18 protein-coding genes and 1 tRNA gene are annotated in these 18,152 nt (G+C 60.9%); 18 read left to right on the top strand and 1 reads right to left on the bottom strand.

The annotated features are described in order from the left end of the window. Positions 1–389: 389 nt before the first annotated feature. Positions 390–1,187: an SDR family NAD(P)-dependent oxidoreductase gene (locus IFO71_RS13935; protein WP_192030258.1), complete on the bottom strand. Its 798-nt coding sequence runs from the start codon at positions 1,185–1,187 to the stop codon at positions 390–392. A 167-nt stretch (positions 1,188–1,354) separates the two neighbouring features. Here IFO71_RS13935 and tpiA point away from each other — a divergent pair, with 167 nt between their 5' ends. The 18 genes from tpiA (at position 1,355) to IFO71_RS13845 (ending at position 18,113) form a co-directional block, all read left to right on the top strand. After that, positions 1,355–2,101 carry a triose-phosphate isomerase gene (gene tpiA / locus IFO71_RS13930; RefSeq protein ID WP_192030257.1) on the top strand — a complete coding sequence of 249 codons (747 nt, stop codon included), beginning with the start codon at positions 1,355–1,357 and terminating at the stop codon, positions 2,099–2,101. Positions 2,102–2,131: 30 nt separating this feature from the next. Continuing rightward, complete coding sequence (secG, locus tag IFO71_RS13925) at positions 2,132–2,578, top strand: preprotein translocase subunit SecG (RefSeq protein ID WP_192030256.1); 447 nt, start codon at positions 2,132–2,134, stop codon at positions 2,576–2,578. Between the two features lie 71 nt (positions 2,579–2,649). Continuing rightward, positions 2,650–2,734: transfer RNA gene (locus IFO71_RS13920), tRNA-Leu, on the top strand. A 63-nt stretch (positions 2,735–2,797) separates the two neighbouring features. Further along, complete coding sequence (locus tag IFO71_RS13915) at positions 2,798–3,154, top strand: NADH-quinone oxidoreductase subunit A (protein WP_192030255.1); 357 nt, start codon at positions 2,798–2,800, stop codon at positions 3,152–3,154. Between the two features lie 3 nt (positions 3,155–3,157). Continuing rightward, positions 3,158–3,700 (top strand): NuoB/complex I 20 kDa subunit family protein, encoded by a 543-nt coding sequence (locus IFO71_RS13910; protein WP_192030254.1) that lies wholly within the window; start codon positions 3,158–3,160, stop codon positions 3,698–3,700. Positions 3,701–3,718: 18 nt separating this feature from the next. Next, positions 3,719–4,435: an NADH-quinone oxidoreductase subunit C gene (locus tag IFO71_RS13905; protein WP_192030253.1), complete on the top strand. Its 717-nt coding sequence runs from the start codon at positions 3,719–3,721 to the stop codon at positions 4,433–4,435. Positions 4,436–4,438: 3 nt separating this feature from the next. Continuing rightward, entirely contained in the window at positions 4,439–5,692 is a 1,254-nt protein-coding gene (locus IFO71_RS13900; protein WP_192030252.1) for an NADH-quinone oxidoreductase subunit D, read from the top strand. 12 nt (positions 5,693–5,704) lie between these two features. Beyond that, entirely contained in the window at positions 5,705–6,232 is a 528-nt protein-coding gene (nuoE, locus tag IFO71_RS13895; RefSeq protein ID WP_192030251.1) for an NADH-quinone oxidoreductase subunit NuoE, read from the top strand. A gap of 9 nt (positions 6,233–6,241) precedes the next feature. Next, entirely contained in the window at positions 6,242–7,555 is a 1,314-nt protein-coding gene (gene nuoF / locus IFO71_RS13890; protein WP_192030250.1) for an NADH-quinone oxidoreductase subunit NuoF, read from the top strand. Then, complete coding sequence (nuoG, locus tag IFO71_RS13885) at positions 7,552–9,870, top strand: NADH-quinone oxidoreductase subunit NuoG (protein WP_192030249.1); 2,319 nt, start codon at positions 7,552–7,554, stop codon at positions 9,868–9,870. The genes nuoF and nuoG overlap by 4 nt, the downstream gene beginning before the upstream one ends. Before the next feature lie 4 nt (positions 9,871–9,874). Next, positions 9,875–10,891: an NADH-quinone oxidoreductase subunit NuoH gene (gene nuoH, locus IFO71_RS13880; RefSeq protein ID WP_192030248.1), complete on the top strand. Its 1,017-nt coding sequence runs from the start codon at positions 9,875–9,877 to the stop codon at positions 10,889–10,891. Positions 10,892–10,899: 8 nt separating this feature from the next. Further along, positions 10,900–11,388: an NADH-quinone oxidoreductase subunit NuoI gene (gene nuoI, locus IFO71_RS13875; protein ID WP_192030247.1), complete on the top strand. Its 489-nt coding sequence runs from the start codon at positions 10,900–10,902 to the stop codon at positions 11,386–11,388. 60 nt (positions 11,389–11,448) lie between these two features. Further along, entirely contained in the window at positions 11,449–12,057 is a 609-nt protein-coding gene (locus IFO71_RS13870; protein ID WP_192030246.1) for an NADH-quinone oxidoreductase subunit J, read from the top strand. Continuing rightward, complete coding sequence (nuoK, locus tag IFO71_RS13865; protein ID WP_192030245.1) at positions 12,054–12,359, top strand: NADH-quinone oxidoreductase subunit NuoK; 306 nt, start codon at positions 12,054–12,056, stop codon at positions 12,357–12,359. Before IFO71_RS13870 ends, nuoK begins: the two co-directional genes overlap by 4 nt. A gap of 42 nt (positions 12,360–12,401) precedes the next feature. Next, positions 12,402–14,495: an NADH-quinone oxidoreductase subunit L gene (nuoL, locus tag IFO71_RS13860; protein ID WP_192030244.1), complete on the top strand. Its 2,094-nt coding sequence runs from the start codon at positions 12,402–12,404 to the stop codon at positions 14,493–14,495. 25 nt (positions 14,496–14,520) lie between these two features. Then, complete coding sequence (locus tag IFO71_RS13855; protein ID WP_192030243.1) at positions 14,521–16,032, top strand: NADH-quinone oxidoreductase subunit M; 1,512 nt, start codon at positions 14,521–14,523, stop codon at positions 16,030–16,032. A 14-nt stretch (positions 16,033–16,046) separates the two neighbouring features. Then, complete coding sequence (gene nuoN / locus IFO71_RS13850) at positions 16,047–17,489, top strand: NADH-quinone oxidoreductase subunit NuoN (RefSeq protein WP_192030242.1); 1,443 nt, start codon at positions 16,047–16,049, stop codon at positions 17,487–17,489. 153 nt (positions 17,490–17,642) lie between these two features. Continuing rightward, positions 17,643–18,113, top strand: coding sequence for a hypothetical protein (locus IFO71_RS13845; protein WP_192030241.1), 471 nt, complete (start codon positions 17,643–17,645; stop codon positions 18,111–18,113). Positions 18,114–18,152: the final 39 nt, after the last annotated feature.

The following is an 18,152-nucleotide window of genomic DNA, read 5'->3' as shown; positions in this document are numbered from 1 at the left end:
GAGTTTCGACCGATGGTGTTGAGATAACAGAGTGTTCGCGATCTTTCGGCGCTGGCACGGCCCTCATTCGGCCGCTGCGCGGCTACGCAGGGCATTCGCCCTGAGGTCCTTTGCGCCGATTGCGCCGATTGCGCCGATTGCGGCGTTGCTTCACGCCCAAGTGGGCCCACCACTTGGGCTCGTCGCGCCTTGCACTCGACGCAAAGTCCTCGGTGATCATCCGCGCCCCCTCATGAAATATCCGGGCTAGTGTTCCACGACCGGAGCGATTCGCACCGGTGGGCGGCATTCGGTGCGCCAAGGCGCACCCTGTCCCAACTTAACCATAGGGTGCGCCTCGGTGCACCATGCGAGCGTCGGCTCCTTCGCCGCGCCCGCGAGTGCCTGCATCACAGCTTGCGAAAGTTCTTCGACTGCTTGCGGATCAGTCGCAGCGCCAGGCCGCTGGGCAGCCAGGCGAACAGACGCGCAATCATTCGGTTAAGGCGACCGTTGATGTGCACGATCTCACCGCGTTCGATCGCGCGCAGGCCATCGCGCACCACGTCCTCGGCCGTCATCCACATGTAGCTTGGCATCTTCGAAACCTGCCCTCGGGTGCCGGTGACGTCGTGAAACTCCGAATAGGTGAAGCCGGGGCAAAGCGCCATGACCTTGACGCCATGGGTCTCGTTCTCCAGCGCCAGTGACTGGCTGAACTTGATCAGGAAACTCTTGATGGCGGCGTACAAGGTGTGGCCTGCCGAGCCAGGTAGGTGGCCCGCCAGCGAGGCGACATTGATCACTCGGCCAAAACCGCGTTGGCGCATGCCTGGCAGCAGTCGCCAGGAAAGTTCGCATACGCCGGTCAGCATCAGTTGCAGGCTGCGTTGGTGCACCTGCCAATCCTTGCTCAGGAACTCGCCCGGCACGCCATAGCCGGCATTGTTGACCAGATAGCCGACCTCGATCCCACGCCGCTCAAGTTCCTCGGCCAGTCGCTCCGCTGAGTCAGGTGCTTCGAGGTCGGCGACCACGATCTCGCAACGCACTTTCTGGCTAAGGTCGGCCGCCAGCGCTTCCAGGCGATCGCGACGTCGGGCGCAGAGCACCAGCGGGTGTCCCGCTTGTGCCAACTGGCGGGCGAAGGTTTCACCTATGCCGGCAGAGGCGCCGGTGATCAAGGCAAAGCCGCGGGGGATGCTCATGCTGCTCTCCACATCAGGTCGAGGCAGGATGATCAACAAGCTGGTCGACGATGCCAAGTCCTGCGTAGATTGCGGCGGACTTGAGACACGGCGCGCGGGCGGCGTATTCTGCGCGCCCTCAGGTACGTCGCTGTCGCGGCCTGCCGCTCAGCCCAGGAGGATGTTCAATGCGCCGCAAGATCGTCGCCGGAAACTGGAAAATGAACGGCAGCCGCGCCTCAGCGCAAGCGCTGCTCGACGCTATCGTCGCCGGCATGGGCCAGCCGGCCGCTGAGGTGCTGATCTGCCCGCCAAGCACCCTGCTGGCCGAGTTGGCAGCGCGTTATGCCTCCAGCGGTCTGGTTTTTGGTGGCCAGGACGTCTCGCCGCATGAAGAGGGGGCCTACACCGGCGAGATTTCGGCGCGGATGTGGATCGACGCTGGCGCCCGCTACGTGCTGGTCGGACATTCTGAGCGGCGTCAGTACCAGGGCGAAAGCAGTGAGCTGGTGGCGCAGAAGTTCATGGCGGCGCGCCGAGCCGGCCTGATCCCGGTGCTTTGCGTTGGGGAGACCTTGACCCAGCGGGAAGCCGGCCAGACCGAGTATGTGGTGCAGCAGCAGCTTGAGCCGGTGTTGCGTTCCGGTGGCCCGGCGGCGTTCGAGAACGCCTTGCTGGCTTACGAGCCAGTGTGGGCGATTGGCACGGGCAAAACCGCCACGCCGGAGCAGGCGCAAGATGTGCACGCATTTATCCGTAGCGAAGTTGCCTCCTACGATGCTAACATTGCGGGCTTGCTGCCGATCCTTTATGGCGGCAGTGTAAAAGGCGCCAATGCCGCCGAGCTGTTTTCGCAGCCGGACGTCGATGGCGGCTTGGTGGGCGGGGCTTCTCTCCTCGCCGATGATTTTCTAAAGATCATTGCCGCGGCTTGAGCGGCGCGGTCTGACCCGGTCTGACGGACAATGCTGAATACTTTTCTCAACGTGGCCTATGTCCTTATCGCAATCGCGATGACGGTGCTGATCCTGCTTCAGCGCGGCGCAGGTGCAGCGGCTGGCTCCGGTTTTGGTGGTGGCGCTTCCGCAACGGTGTTCGGCGCCCGCGGCTCAGCCAACTTTCTTTCCAAGTCGACCGCCATTCTGGCCACGCTGTTCTTCGTGATCAGCCTGGGCATGGCAATGCTGGCGAGTCATCGTGCCAATGAAGCGCCGTCCACCGACGATCTCGGCGTGATGGGCCAGTTCGAAGAAGTGCCGGCGGCTGAGCCTGCCGTGCCCGCGCTGCCGAGCAATGGCGAGTTGCCGCAGGCTGAGCCTGCTGCTGCGCAGCCGGCATCCGCCGAGGATCCGGTTGAGGCCGCCTCGGATGAGGCTCCGCAGGCGGAAGAAAGCGAAGCAGCCGACAAGTAATCGCTCGGCAGTTTCGCAGCCGGGCTGATACAATGCCGCGGCTGCAAACCGGCGCAAGCCAAACAAGTTTTGCCCAGATGGTGGAATTGGTAGACACGCTATCTTGAGGGGGTAGTGGCGCAAGCTGTGCGGGTTCGAGTCCCGCTCTGGGCACCAATTAGAACGGGGTCGTCGCCGACGACCGCAAGGATGCGCCCGAGAGGGCCAAGGGATTCCACCGTGTTGGCAGAATACCTTCCTGTACTGCTGTTCCTGATCGTCTCCACCGGTCTTGGTATCGTGTTGTTGACGGTCGGCTGGCTGCTGGGCCCCAAGCGGCCCGATGGCGAGAAGCTCTCGCCCTACGAGTGCGGCTTCGAAGCGTTTGAAGACGCGCGCATGAAGTTCGACGTGCGCTACTACCTCGTCGCCATCCTGTTCATCATCTTTGATCTGGAAATCGCCTTCCTGTTTCCCTGGGCACTGGTGTTCCGGGAAATCGGGCTGACGGCGATCATCGCCATGGCGATCTTTCTCGGCATTCTGGTCGTGGGCTTTGTCTACGAGTGGAAAAAAGGCGCATTGGAGTGGGAGTGAGCCATGGGTATCGCGCAGTTTTTCCACAACCCTGAACCGATCGGTCGCGTAGACGACATCCTCCGTCCGGAAGGCGACAATCCGCTGCTTGAGCGGGGCTTCGTCACCACGTCGGTCGACACCCTGGTCAACTGGGCGCGTACCGGCTCGATGTGGCCGATGACCTTTGGTCTGGCCTGCTGTGCGGTCGAAATGATGCACGCTGGCGCCTCGCGCCTCGATCTCGATCGCTATGGCGTGGTGTTCCGCCCCAGTCCACGGCAATCCGATGTGATGATCGTCGCCGGCACCCTGGTCAACAAAATGGCCCCGGCGCTACGCAAGGTTTACGACCAGATGCCCGACCCGAAATGGGTGATCTCGATGGGCTCCTGCGCCAATGGCGGCGGTTACTACCACTATTCCTACGCCGTGGTGCGTGGCTGTGATCGGATCGTGCCGGTCGATGTGTACGTGCCGGGCTGCCCGCCCACCGCGGAAGCATTGATCTACGGCATCTTGCAGTTGCAGAAAAAAATTCGCCGCACCAACACCATCGCTCGCTAACCCCGAGGTTGCCACCCCATGGCCGAACACGCCTCCGCGCTCGTCGAACGACTGAAGGCGCGCTTCGAAGAAAAACAGGTCTCGCTGAAGCTGCAGCACGGCGAGGCGACGATGGAAGTCCCCGTCGATAGTTGGGTGGAAGTCGCGCGCGTGTTGCGCGATGACAGTGAGTTCATGTTTGACACCGCCGTCGATCTCTGTGGTGTCGACTACCTGAGCTATGGCGACGACGAGTGGGATACCGATGAGGTATCCAACGAAGGCTTTTCCCGCGGCGTCGAAGGGCAGGGCCCGGGGCGCTTCGACTGGGCCAGCCGGCCGCGCAAGACAGGCAATGCACGTCGCTTTGCTGTGGTTCTGCACCTGCTGTCGGTGGCACGCAACCAGCGTGTGCGCGTGCGCACCTTCTGCAATGACGAGAGCTTGCCGATCGCGCCGTCGTTGGTGTCGATCTGGCCGGGATTGAACTGGTTCGAGCGCGAGGCCTTCGACTTGTTCGGCATCGTTTTCGAAGGTCACCCCGATCTGCGCCGCATCCTTACCGACTACGGCTTCGTTGGGCATCCGTTCCGCAAGGATTTCCCGCTGATCGGTAATGTTGAAGTGCGTTACGACGAAGAAAAGGGTCGTGTGGTTTACGAGCCGGTGACCAGCGTGGAACCGCGTGTATTGGTGCCGCGCGTGGTGCGCGAAGATTCGCGCTATGACCAGGCCCGCGCCGAGGCAGGGAAGTAAAGCATGCAAGAGATCCGCAACTACACCCTGAACTTCGGACCGCAGCATCCTGCCGCGCACGGTGTGCTGCGCCTGGTGCTGGAGATGGACGGCGAAGTGGTGATGCGCGCTGACCCGCACGTCGGCTTGCTGCATCGCGGTACCGAGAAACTGGCCGAATCCAAGCCCTTCAACCAATCGATTGGCTATATGGATCGATTGGACTACGTGTCGATGATGTGCAATGAGCACGCCTATGTGCGCGCCATCGAGACCTTGCTGGGTCTGGAAGTTCCCGAGCGAGCACTGTGGATTCGCACGCTGTTCGATGAGATCACCCGCATCCTGAATCACTTGATGTGGATTGGCTCGAACGGCCTTGATCTCGGCGCCATGGCCCTGTTCCTGTATGCCTTCCGCGAGCGCGAAGAGTTGATGGACTGCTACGAGGCGGTATCTGGCGCGCGTCTGCACGCCACCTACTACCGTCCGGGCGGGGTGTATCGTGACTTGCCGGATCAGATGCCGCAGTACCGTGAGTCGCCCTGGCACAAGGCCAAGGACGTCAAACGGCTGAATGCCTGGCGCGAGGGGTCGATGCTGGATTTCCTCGACGCGTTCTGCGCCGACTTTCCGCGCCGGGTCGATGAGTACGAGACCCTGCTGACCGACAACCGAATCTGGAAACAGCGCACCGTCGGTATCGGTGTGGTGTCGCCCGAGATGGCCAAGGCCTGGGGCATGTCGGGCCCGATGCTGCGTGGTTCCGGCATCGCCTGGGATCTGCGCAAGAAACAGCCCTACGCCAAATACGCCGAGGTCGACTTCGATATTCCGGTGGGCGTCAACGGCGACTGCTACGACCGCTATCTGGTGCGCGTTGAGGAAATGCGTCAGAGCTGCGCCATCATCAAACAATGTGTTGAGTGGCTGCGCAAGAATCCAGGTCCGGTGATGCCGAGGAACTTCAAAGTCGTTCCGCCGTCTCGCGAAGAGATGAAAGACGACATGGAAGCCCTGATTCACCATTTCAAGCTGTTCACCGAAGGCTATTGCGTTCCCGAAGGTGAGGTGTACGCCGCTGTCGAAGCGCCGAAGGGCGAGTTCGCTGCCTACATCATTTCGGACGGTGCCAACAAGCCGTTCCGCTTGAAGCTGCGTGCACCGGGCTTTGCCCACCTTTCTTCGATGGATGCGATCGTCAAGGGCCATATGCTGGCCGACGTCGTGGCGATGATCGGTACCTACGATGTCGTCTTCGGCGAAATCGATCGTTAAGGCAGGATAGATATGAAGGCCACTGGCAACTTCGAGGCGGTGAAAGACGTTGATCCAAACGTCGTGCTCAGCGAGCACACGCGCCATGAGATCGATCATTGGGTCGCCAAGTTTCCGCCCGAGCGCAAGCGCTCAGCGGTGATTCAAGGCCTGTTCGCCGCACAGCATCAGAACGACGGATTCCTCACCGACGAGTTGATTGCTGCGGTGGCCAAGTACCTTGATCTGCCGCCGGTGTGGGCCTACGAAGTCGCTACCTTCTACTCGATGTTCGAAACCCAGCAGGTCGGTCGCAACAATGTGGCGATCTGCACCAATATCTCCTGCTGGTTGAATGGCGCGGAAGATCTGGTCGCCCACTGCGAGAAGAAGTTAGGCATCAAGCTCGGCGAGAGCACGGCTGACGGCCGGGTCTATCTGAAGCGCGAAGAAGAGTGTCTGGCCGCCTGTTGTGGCGCCCCGATGATGGTGGTCAACGGCCACTACCACGAGAAGCTGACGACCGAATCGGTCGATCAGATCCTCGACGGTCTGAAATAAGGACGAGCCATGGCGTACGGCCCGGTACCGCAGGAACACAACGTCGTCTACACCACGCTTCACTTTGAGGAGCCGTGGACCTACGACAACTATCTGAAAGCCGCTGGCTACCAGGCCTGGCGCAAGATCCTCACCGAAAAGATCCCGCAGGAGCAGGTGATCGAGATGGTCAAGGCGTCGGGTTTGCGCGGTCGCGGTGGCGCCGGCTTCCCGTCCGGACTGAAGTGGAGCTTCATGCCGCGCAATTCGCCGGGCCAGAAGTACGTGTTGTGCAACTCAGACGAATCCGAGCCGGGAACTTGCAAGGATCGCGACATCCTGCGCTTCAACCCGCATTCACTGGTCGAAGGCATGGCGATTGCCTGCTACGCCATGGGTTCCACCGTCGGCTACAACTACATGCGCGGTGAGTTTCACCATGAACCCTATGAGCGCTTTGAGCAGGCCCTGAAAGAGGCCTACGAAAAGGGCTGGCTGGGCAAGAATATCCTTGGCTCGGGCGTGGATGTCGATTTGTACAGCGCTCTGGGCGCTGGTGCCTACATCTGCGGCGAAGAAACTGCCCTGATGGAGTCGCTGGAGGGCAAGAAAGGCCAGCCGCGCTACAAGCCGCCGTTCCCGGCCAATTTCGGCCTCTACGGCAAGCCGACCACGATCAACAACACCGAAACCTTCGCCTCGGTGCCGGCGATCATCCGCAACGGCGCCGAATGGTTTGCCAACCTGGGCAAGCCGAACAACGGCGGGCCGAAGGTGTTCTCGGTGTCCGGTCACGTCAATAATCCGGGTAACTTCGAGGTCCGACTGGGCACACCGTTCAAGGATCTGCTCGAGATGGCCGGCGGCGTGCGCGGTGGTCGCAAGCTGAAGGCAGTGATTCCCGGCGGCTCTTCGATGCCGGTATTGCCGGGTGACACCATGATGGGTCTCACCATGGACTACGACGCGCTGCAAAAGGCCGGTTCGGGCCTGGGCTCGGGCGCGGTCATCGTCATGGATGAAACGACCTGTATGGTGAAGGCCTGCCGTCGAATCTCGCAGTTCTACTACAAGGAAAGCTGCGGTCAATGCACGCCGTGCCGCGAAGGCACCGGCTGGATGTACCGCGTGCTGTCGCGCATCGTCGATGGCAAGGCCACGCTGGACGATCTGAACCTGCTGAAGGCCGCCGCCGGCCAGATCGAGGGGCACACCATCTGTGCCTTCGGTGAAGCAGCCGCCTGGCCGGTGCAGGGCTTCTTGCGTCACTACTGGGACGAATTCGAGTACTACATCAAGAACGGCCGGTCGATTGTCGACCAGCAGATGGGGAAAGCCGCATGAGCGCCGCGCCACAGCAACCCGCGCCCGGAATGGTGAATGTCGAGATCGATGGCGTCGCGATGGAGACGCCGAAAGGATCGATGATCATCCATGCCGCTGACAAAGCCGGCGTGCCGATCCCGCGCTTTTGCTACCACGACAAATTGCCGATCGCGGCCAACTGCCGCATGTGCCTGGTCGACGTCGAGAAGGCGCCCAAACCTATGCCGGCCTGCGCCACGCCGGTGATGGAAGGCATGAAGATCTACACACGCTCCAAGCGTGCGCTCGATGCCCAGCGCAACGTGATGGAATTTCTGCTGATCAATCACCCGCTGGACTGCCCGATTTGCGATCAGGGCGGGGAGTGCGAGTTGCAGGACGTAGCCATGGGCTATGGCCGTTCGGTGAGTCGATTCACCGAGCGCAAGCGCGTGGTAGCCGACGAGAACATGGGGCCGCTGGTTGCCACCGACATGACGCGCTGCATTCACTGCACGCGCTGCGTTCGTTTCTGTACCGAAATCGCCGGCACCATGGACCTCGGCGGCATGGGTCGCGGTGAGAATCTCAGCATTGGCACCTATATCGGCAAGACCATCGAGAGCGAGCTGTCGGGCAATGTGATCGACGTTTGCCCGGTCGGTGCGCTCACTAACAAGCCGTTCCGTTTCCGCGCTCGCGCCTGGGAGCTGACTGCGCGCGAGAGCATCGGCTATCACGACGCGCTGGGTTCCGGCCTGTTCATGCATACGCGTCGCGGCGAAGTGATGCGTTGTGTGCCGCGCGACAATGAATCGGTGAACGAGAGTTGGCTGTCGGATCGCGATCGATACAGCCATACCGGCCTGCGCAGCGATGATCGTCTGCAGGCACCGATGATCAAGCGTGGCGGTGAATGGCAGACGGTGGATTGGCCGACGGCGCTGAAGGCGGCCGCCGATGCACTCAGCGCTGCCAGTGGTGAGCAACTGGGCATCCTGGTTCACCCCAGTACCAGCAACGAAGAAGGTCAGTTGCTGGCCCAGCTCGCCAAGGGCTTGAAGTGCGGCAATATCGACTACCGAATCCAGGTTCGCGATTTCCGCGACGACCCGCGCCCGCAGGCGTTTTCTGCCAATTTGAACGATATCGAGCAGGCCGATGTGCTGGCTCTGGTCGGCTGCCATGCGCGTTGGGAAGCGCCGATTCTTGGCCATCGCGTGCGCAAGGCCTGGAAAGCCGGTGCGAAGATTCTCTCCGTCGGAGCGGTGTCGTTCGATCATAACGTCAAGTTGAGTGCCGACGTGGTGCGCTCGCCGAGTGCGCTGGTCGATTTTCTGCTGGCGGTCGCCAAGCAGCTGAGTGAGGGTAGGGAAGCCCCGCCAGCCGGCCTGGCGTCGGCAATTTCTGCTGCGTCGGCGGATGCGGAAGCGAGCGCCTTTGCCGAGTCGCTGAGCAAGGCCGAGCGTCCGCTGATCCAGGTCGGCGAGTTGGCCTTGAATCACGTCGACGGTGCCTGGGTACGCGAGCTGCTGGGCTACATCGCGCGCTGTTGCGGCGCCCGCATCAATCAGCTCTGGGCCGGCGCCAATGCCCTGGGTCTGTCGCAACACGGTGTTGAGCCGAGCGGTCTCGATGCCAAGCACATGATTGACTCCGCACGAGCTGGCTATCTGCTTTATGGTATTGAGCCGGCGCTCGATATCGCCTGTGGCAATGCCTTGGGCGCATTGGCCGAAGCCAAGCAAGTCGTGGCCTTCACCGCCTATGCCAACGACACGCTGCGTGATCTTGCCCAGGTCCTGCTGCCGATCGGCCTGCTGCCTGAGATCAATGCCAGTCTCACCAATGCCACCGGTGAAACGCAGACCGTACAAGCCGGTGCCAAGCTACCCGGCGAGGCGCGTGCCGGTTGGCGCGTGCTGCGTGCCCTGGGTGAGCAGCTGGGCCTGGCTGGCTTCGATTTCAACGAGCTCAGCGAGTTGCCTGCAGCGAAGAGCGACGCTGCACGACGTGGCAGTGAATTGGGCGAACGCCACAGCAATGGTGAGGGCTTGCAACGCATCGCTACCACACCGATCTATGGCTGCGATGCCGTCGTCCGTCGCGCAGCTCCGCTGCAGGCGCATCCGCTTTCGCGTCCCGCCGAGCTGCGCATCCATCCGGAAGACGCGCTGGCACGCGGACTGAGTCAGGGTGCCATGGCCAAGGTCAGTGATCCGCTCGGTACTTCCACCTTGCCGGTGGTGATCGACGCTGGCGTCGCCCGCGGCTCGGTGTGGATCGAATCGCATCATCCTGCTACCGCAGCGCTGGCCGGCACCGGTCATGTGCTGTCTGTCAACAAGGCCTGAGCTGATGGAAACCTTGCTGCTGCTGGTCTATACCCTGCTGAAGATCCTTGCGGTCACTGTGCCACTGATTTTGGCGGTCGCCTTCTACACCCTGTGGGAACGCAAGGTAATCGGCTGGATGCACGTGCGCCACGGGCCCATGCATGTCGGCGCCGGCATCCTGCAGCCGTTCGCCGACGTGTTCAAACTGCTGTTCAAGGAAGTGGTGATTCCGACCAAGTCGAATACCTTCCTGTTCCGTTTGGCTCCGGTGCTTTCCCTGGCTCCGGCTTTCGCTGCCTGGGCCGTGGTTCCATTCGAAGATGGCGTGGTGATCTCGAACGCCAACGCCGGCCTGCTGTACCTGCTGGCGATGACCTCGATGGGCGTGTATGGGGTGATCCTCGCCGGCTGGGCCTCGAACTCCAAGTACGCGTTCCTCGGCGCACTGCGTTCCGCCGCACAAGTCGTGAGTTATGAAATCGCAATGGGTTTTGCCCTGGTCGGCGTGCTGGTTGCCGCTGGCAGCTTGAACCTGACCGAGATCGTCAACGCGCAGGCCGGTGATGCTGGTTTCTTTGAGTGGTTCTGGTTGCCGCTGTTCCCGCTGTTTGTGATCTTCTACATTTCCGGCGTGGCCGAAACCAATCGCGCACCGTTCGACGTCGCCGAAGGCGAATCGGAGATCGTTGCCGGCTTCCACGTGGAATATTCTGGCGCCGCGTTCTCGCTGTTCTTCCTGGCAGAGTACGCCAGTATGATCCTGGTCAGCTTCCTGACCGCCATCATGTTCATGGGCGGCTGGCTTAGTCCGTTCCAGGGCTGGGGACTTGGCTTCCTGTCGGAAAGCGGCATTTGGTGGTTGTTTGCGAAGGCCTTCGTGTTCGCCTTCCTGTTCCTGTGGTTCCGCGCCAGCTTCCCGCGTTATCGCTACGACCAGATCATGCGTCTGGGTTGGAAGATCTTCATCCCGATCACCATCGTTTGGATTCTCGCCGCGGCGTGGTTTGCCCACGCGCGCTGGTTTGAGATTGGAACCTGAGGCTCGCCATGAACGCCGTCGTGCACTATTTCAAGAGCCTGATGTTGCTCGAGCTGCTCAAGGGGCTGGCCCTGACCTGGCGCTACCTGTGGGCACCCAAGTACACCATGCGCTATCCAATGGAAAAGATTCCGCAGTCCCATCGCTTCCGCGGACTGCACGCCTTGCGTCGCTATCCCAATGGCGAAGAACGCTGCATTGCCTGCAAGCTGTGCGAAGCGGTGTGCCCGGCGCTGGCGATCACCATCGATTCCGAGCCGCGCGAAGACGGCAGCCGCCGCACCACGCGCTACGACATCGACCTGTTCAAGTGCATCTACTGCGGCTTCTGTGAAGAAAGCTGCCCGGTCGATTCGATCGTCGAAACTCATATCCACGAATATCACTTTGAGAAGCGCGGTGAGAACGTCGTTAACAAGTCGCAACTGCTGGCGATTGGTGATCGACTCGAGGCCGAGATCGCCGAGCGTCGTTCGCTCGACGCTGCGTATCGTTAATCATCCTCACCGCTCCATGCCTCCGCGGCTGATCGCGGAAAGAGATAGAAGAAGACAGCAATGGAATTCACTCTGATCGCGTTCTACCTCTTTGCTGCCGTGACTGCCGCGGCGGCATTGGGTGTTGTGACGGCCCGCAACATGGTGCATGCCACCTTGCTGCTGGTGCTGACCTTCTTCTCCACCGCCTGCATCTGGTTGCTGGCGCAGGCTGAGTTCCTGGCCATCGCCCTGGTGCTGGTCTACGTCGGTGCGGTGATGGTGCTGTTCCTGTTCGTGGTGATGATGCTGGATATCAAACCCGAGACTGCGCGCGCCGGCATGCGTCGGCACTTGCCGGTGGCCCTGATCGTCGCTGGTGTGATGGCGGCGGAGATGCTGACTCTGCTGGGTGTTGGTCGCTCTGCGCAGCCGCTGCCGGTCGCCGATCCGGCGCTGGCAAAAGGCAATACCTACTGGATCGGCAAGGCGATGTTCACCGACTACCTGTATCCGTTCGAGATCGCCGCGGTGATTCTCACCGTGGCGATCATCGCAGCGATCATGCTGACCCTACGCCGACGTCCCAACACCAAACATCAGGATCCGTCACGACAAGTCATGGTGCGGCGCGATGACCGCGTGCGCCTGGTGAAGGTCGATGCTGACAAGAGCCGAGGTGGCCAATGATCGGTCTCAATCATTTCCTTGGGCTGGGCGCGGTGCTGTTCTGTATCAGCGTGCTCGGCATCGTGATCAACCGCAAGAACGTCATCGTGTTGCTGATGGCGATCGAGCTGATGTTGCTGGCGGTGAATATCAATTTTGTCGGCTTCTCGCGCTATCTCGGCAATGTCGATGGTCAGGTGTTCGTGTTCTTTATCCTGACCGTAGCGGCAGCCGAAGCGGCGATTGGTCTGGCGATCCTGGTGACCTTGTTCCGTAACCGCGGCTCGATTGCGGTGGCTGATCTTGATTCGATGAAGGGCTGATCGATGCAGGCCTCGTCGCAACCGAATGTGGTGGAGTAATTCATGGTGATCGAGCAATCGACATTGCTGGCTATCGCGCTGTCGCCCCTGCTGGGCGCAGTGATCGCCGGTCTGTTCGGCCGTCAGGTGGGCAGGGCAGGGGCACACACCGTCACCATTCTCGGCGTGTTGGTGGCCTGTGCGCTGAGCTGCAAGGTGCTGTACGACCTGGTCTGGGGTGGCGCGCCCACCTTTAACGAAAACATCTACACCTGGTTTGAGATCGGCGGCTACTCGGCACACGTCGGCTTCCTGGTCGACAAGCTCACCGCGATGATGATGGTGGTGGTCACCTTCGTGTCCTTGCTGGTGCATGTCTACACCATCGGCTATATGCACGAAGACCCGGGTTATCAGCGCTTCTTCAGCTATATCTCGCTGTTCACCTTCTCGATGCTGATGCTGGTGATGAGCAACAACTTCATGCAGCTGTTCTTCGGCTGGGAAGCCGTGGGCCTGGTGTCGTATCTGCTGATCGGCTTCTGGTACAAGCGGCCGAGCGCGATCTTCGCCAATCTGAAAGCTTTCCTGGTCAATCGCGTCGGCGACTTCGGCTTCCTGCTGGGTATTGCTGGTGTGCTGTTCTGGATCGGCTCGCTGGATTACGCCGAAGTGTTCGCCGCGGCGCCGAGCATCAAGGACGCCACCTTCGTGCCCTGGGATGGCACGAGCTGGTCGATTCCAACCTTCATCTGCATCTGCCTGTTCATCGGCGCGATGGGCAAGTCGGCCCAGGTGCCGCTGCACGTCTGGCTGCCGGATTCGATGGAAGGCCCAACACCGATTTCCGCGCTGATCCATGCCGCCACCATGGTTACTGCAGGCATCTTCATGGTGGCGCGCATGTCGCCGCTGTTCGAGATGAGCGAGACGGCACTGAACTTCGTGTTGTTTATCGGTGCCACCACTGCCTTCTTCACCGGCTTGATCGGCATCGTGCAGAACGACATCAAACGCGTGGTGGCCTATTCGACGCTGTCGCAGCTCGGCTACATGACCGTGGCATTGGGCGTATCGGCCTACGCCGGTGCGGTGTATCACCTGATGACTCACGCCTTCTTCAAGGCCCTGCTGTTCCTGGCCGCGGGTTCGGTGATCATCGGCATGCACCACGAGCAGGACATGCGCAAGATGGGCGGTCTGCGCAAGTACATGCCGATCACCTATATCACCAGTTTGATCGGAACCTTGGCCCTGGTCGGCACGCCATTCTTCTCCGGCTACTACTCCAAGGACAGCATCATCCTGGCCACTGAAGTTGCTGCCGAACATGGCGGTTGGGTGCAGCAGTACGCCATGTGGGCGGTGCTGCTCGGCGTGTTCGTCACCAGCTTCTACAGCTTCCGCCTGCTGTTCCTGACCTTCCACGGCAAGGAGCGCTTCGATGCCCATATCGAAGACGGCAACTACGTCGCACCGGAAGCCGACAGCACCGAGCACGAGCAGGCCCTGGCGCACGAGCACGATGCCCATGACGATCATCATCATGCGCATACGCCGCATGAGTCGCCCTGGGTGGTGACGCTGCCGCTGATTCTGCTGGCGATTCCCTCGATTGCGATTGGTTTCCTCAGCGTCGGGCCGATGCTGTTTGGCGATTTCTTCGCCGGCGCAATCTTTGTCAACGAGGCGAACAACACCCTGGGGCAGGTGGCCGACAAGATCTGGCACGCTGACCAGGGCTGGGTGTCTGCAGCAATCGCCTTTGGGGCGCACTTCTACGCATCTCCAGCGTTCTACCTCGCTTTGTTCGGATTCCTGAGCGCCGCCTACATCTATCTGTTCAACCCGGCCATTGCCGACAAGACCAAGAAAGCCCTGGCGCCGCTGCACCGACTGCTGGAGAACAAGTACGGCTTTGACGACTTCAATCAAAAGATCTTTGCCGGCGGCAGCCTAAAGCTGGGGCGCGCCTTCTGGAAAGGCGGCGACAGTGCAGTGATCGACGGCGTGATCGTCGATGGCTCAGCCACCTTCGTCGATCGGCTGTCCGGCATCATTCGCCTGATGCAGTCCGGCTATCTCTACCACTACGCCTTCGCGATGATTGTGGGTCTCATCGCGCTGTTGGGCGCGCTTATCTACTGGTTGCGCTGAGCGCGCTCCCGACTAGGACGATTCGATGCAATCCGAACTGCCCCTGTTGAGTCTTCTGATCTGGCTGCCGGTACTGGGCGGCGTCGCCACCATGGCGGTCGGAGCTGAACGTGCCAATCTGGCCCGTTGGCTGGCTCTGCTGATCTCACTCGCCTGTTTCCTGATCAGCCTGCCTTTGTACACCGGCTACGATGCCAGCAGCGCGGCCATGCAGTTCGCTGAACGCGCGGCCTGGATTCCCGCCTTCGATGTCTTCTACGCCTTGGGCGTGGATGGCATCTCGATTGCCTTGATCATTCTCACCACCTTTACCACCGTCCTGGTGGTGCTGGGCGCCTGGGGCTCGGTGAACGACCGCGTCAACCAATACATGGCCGCCTTCCTGATTCTCGAAGGCATGATGGTCGGCGTGTTCTCGGCCCTGGACGCGATGCTGTTCTACGTGTTCTTCGAAGGTATGTTGATTCCGATGTTCATCATCATCGGCGTCTGGGGTGGCACGCGTCGCGTCTATGCCTCGATCAAGTTCTTCCTCTACACCTTCCTCGGCTCGGTGTTCATGCTGGTGGGCCTGATCTACCTGTATCTGAAAGGCGGCAGTTTCCAGCTTGCCGACATGTACGCCCTGCAGCTCACCGCTACCGAGCAGATGTGGCTGTTCTTCGGCTTCCTGATCGCCTTTGCGGTCAAGGTGCCGATGTTCCCGGTGCACACCTGGTTGCCCGATGCTCACGTTGAAGCGCCGACCGGTGGCTCGGTCATTCTGGCCGCGATCATGCTGAAGATCGGCGGCTACGGTTTCATTCGCTTCTCGCTGCCGATCGTGCCGGACGCCTCATTCGAATGGGCTTGGCTGGTCATCACCATGAGTTTGATCGCCGTGGTCTATATCGGTCTGGTCGCCCTGGTGCAGGAAGACATGAAGAAGCTGATCGCCTACTCGTCGATCTCGCACATGGGCTTTGTCACCCTGGGCTGCTTCATCGTGTTCGCCCTGATTCGCGGCGGTCACATCGATGCGGCCGAGCTTGGCCTGCAGGGCGCCATGGTGCAGATGATTTCGCATGGTTTCATTTCCGGCGCGATGTTCACCTGCGTTGGCGTGGTCTATGACCGCATGCACACCCGTCGCATTGCCGATTACGGCGGCGTGGTCAACACCATGCCCTGGTTCGCGGCCTTTTTCGTGTTGTTCGGCATGGCCAATTCAGGCCTGCCCGGAACATCGGGTTTCGTCGGTGAGTTCATGGTGATACTTGCCACCTTCCAGGTGAACCCATGGCTGGCCGCTACCGCAGCACTGACCTTGATCTTTGGTGCCGCGTATACGCTGTGGTTGGTGAAACGGGTGGTGTTCGGTGAGATCGGCAACAAGCATGTGGCTGAACTCACTGACATCAATGCACGGGAAGCACTGGTGCTCGGCCTGTTCGCCGCCGCCGTGCTGTTCTTCGGCATCTATCCGAAACCGCTGACCGACCTGATGGATGCTTCCATCGCTCAATTGGCGACGCAGCTCGCCGCGACCAAGCTTTGAGGGAGCCGCTCGCCATGACCTCGCAGGACTTCGCGCTGTTGTTCCCGGAAATCTTCCTGCTGTCCGCGGTCTGCGGGCTGCTTCTGGTTGATTTGTTCATCAGCGACAACCGTCGCGGACTGACCCATTTTCTATCTCTGGTCATCCTGGCCGCCACCGCCGCCTTGCTGGTACGTCAGCCGGTGCAGGCCGATGCCGTCGCGTTTGGTGGCATGTTCCTGCGCGACGGTGTGGCCGACGCATTGAAGCTGTTCATCCTGTTGGTGAGCGGCGCAGCGCTGATTTATGGCCGACCCTATTTGAGCGAGCGCGGACTGTTCCGCGGCGAGTACCACGTGCTGGTGTTGTTCGCAGCGCTCGGCATGATGATTCTTGTCTCGGCCGGCAATCTGGTCACCGTCTATCTCGGCCTGGAGCTGCTGGCGCTGTCGAGCTATGCCCTGGTAGCGATCGATCGTGACAACAAAGTCGCTTCCGAAGCGGCGATGAAGTACTTCGTGCTCGGCGCGCTGGCCTCGGGCATGCTGCTCTACGGCATGAGCATGCTGTACGGTGCAACAGGTAGTTTGGACATCGCCGAGATTCGCACTGCCAGTGGCAATCTCGGCGAGAACAAGGTCATCTATATGCTCGGCGTGGTGTTCGTGCTGGTCGGGATCGCGTTCAAGTTTGGTGCCGCGCCGTTCCACATGTGGGTGCCCGATGTGTATCAGGGCGCACCGACTGCGGTCACCCTGTTCATCGGTTCGGCGCCCAAACTGGCCGCCTTTGGCATGGCCTACCGGTTGCTGGGCGGCGTGGCTGGCGGCATTGAAGCCGACTGGCAACTGATGCTGGCCTGGCTGGCGGTGATTTCGCTGGCGCTCGGAAACATCATTGCCATCGCCCAAACCAACTTCAAGCGACTGCTGGCTTACTCGACGATCTCTCACGTCGGCTTTCTGTTTCTCGGCTTGGCCAACGGTACCGCCGCCGGCTTCTCCGCGGCGATGTTCTACGCCATCTGCTATGCGCTGATGGCAGCGGGCGCCTTCGGCTCGATCATTCTGCTGTCGCGCAAGGGCTTTGAAGCCGAGCAGATCAGCGACCTCGCCGGCCTTGGCAAGAAGTACCCCGGCTATGCCTTCTGCATTCTGCTGCTGATGGGCTCGCTGGCCGGCTTGCCGCCGCTGCTCGGGTTCTGGGCGAAACTGGCAGTGCTGAAAGCGGCGATCGATGCCGGATTGCTCTGGCTCGCCATCGTTGGCGTCGTGTTCGCCGTGGTTGGTTGTTATTACTACATCCGGGTAATGAAGGTCATGTTCTTCGACCAACCCGATGAGTCGCTGAAGATCGCCCCAAGTGGCGACTTCCAATTGCGCTGGCTGTTCGCCGCCAACGCCATGCTGATGGTGATCCTCGGCCTGTTCTCAGCGCCCTTGCTCGCTTGGTGCGAGCGGAGTTTTGGGTTGATTTAAGCCAAACCCGACCGCTGGTCGGTTAGCGCTTTTCTCTGGGTGATTGACTGGTGTACCTTTTGTGCCTTCGCGGTGAAGAAACCGTGATTTGAACGGGTTGACCATGGGCTGTCGACCCAGAAGGCTTTGCCCCCATTGGGGCGCCAGGGCTGCGTGAAAGGCCTGATCGTGACAGGGGAAGTCGCGATTGGTGCGCTGTTTGGGGGTTTTCGAGTGAGTTGGCGTTTTGCGTTCTTGGCCCGGCGAATGGTCGGGACGGCCCTGTTGTGCTTATTGCTGCTGTCTGTAAGTCCTCTTGCCGCCGACGAACGGGCGGACGGGCTCGCGGGATGTCGCCTGCTGGCGGTCGATACGCGGAGTCAGGCTGCGGTTCTGCAGTGCGCCGCGTCTCAGGTCGTGTTGAAGAAGTTCGATGCGGATCGAAGCCTCCCCATCCTGACTGCGGTACGGGACGAGTCTGCTGTCATCAGGTTCACTGACCAGGGCGAAGAACTGTTGGTGGTGATCGGTGTCGGCGAAACGATGCCCGCGGCCGAAGCGGTCCTCGCGAGGGCAAGAGAGTCGCGCACCGTGGAAGTTCCTTTCGTCCAGGCCATCGAGATTCAGCCGGATGACAGCAAGTGATCGGGCTCGGATTGGGTGCTTCAGCCACTAAGTCCAACG

The sequence above is a fragment of the Pseudomarimonas arenosa genome, assembly GCF_014841215.1.
Lineage (GTDB): Bacteria > Pseudomonadota > Gammaproteobacteria > Xanthomonadales > Xanthomonadaceae > Pseudomarimonas > Pseudomarimonas arenosa.
The sequence above is the reverse complement of the archived record's forward strand: the minus strand, read 5'-3'. Positions and strand labels throughout refer to the sequence as shown.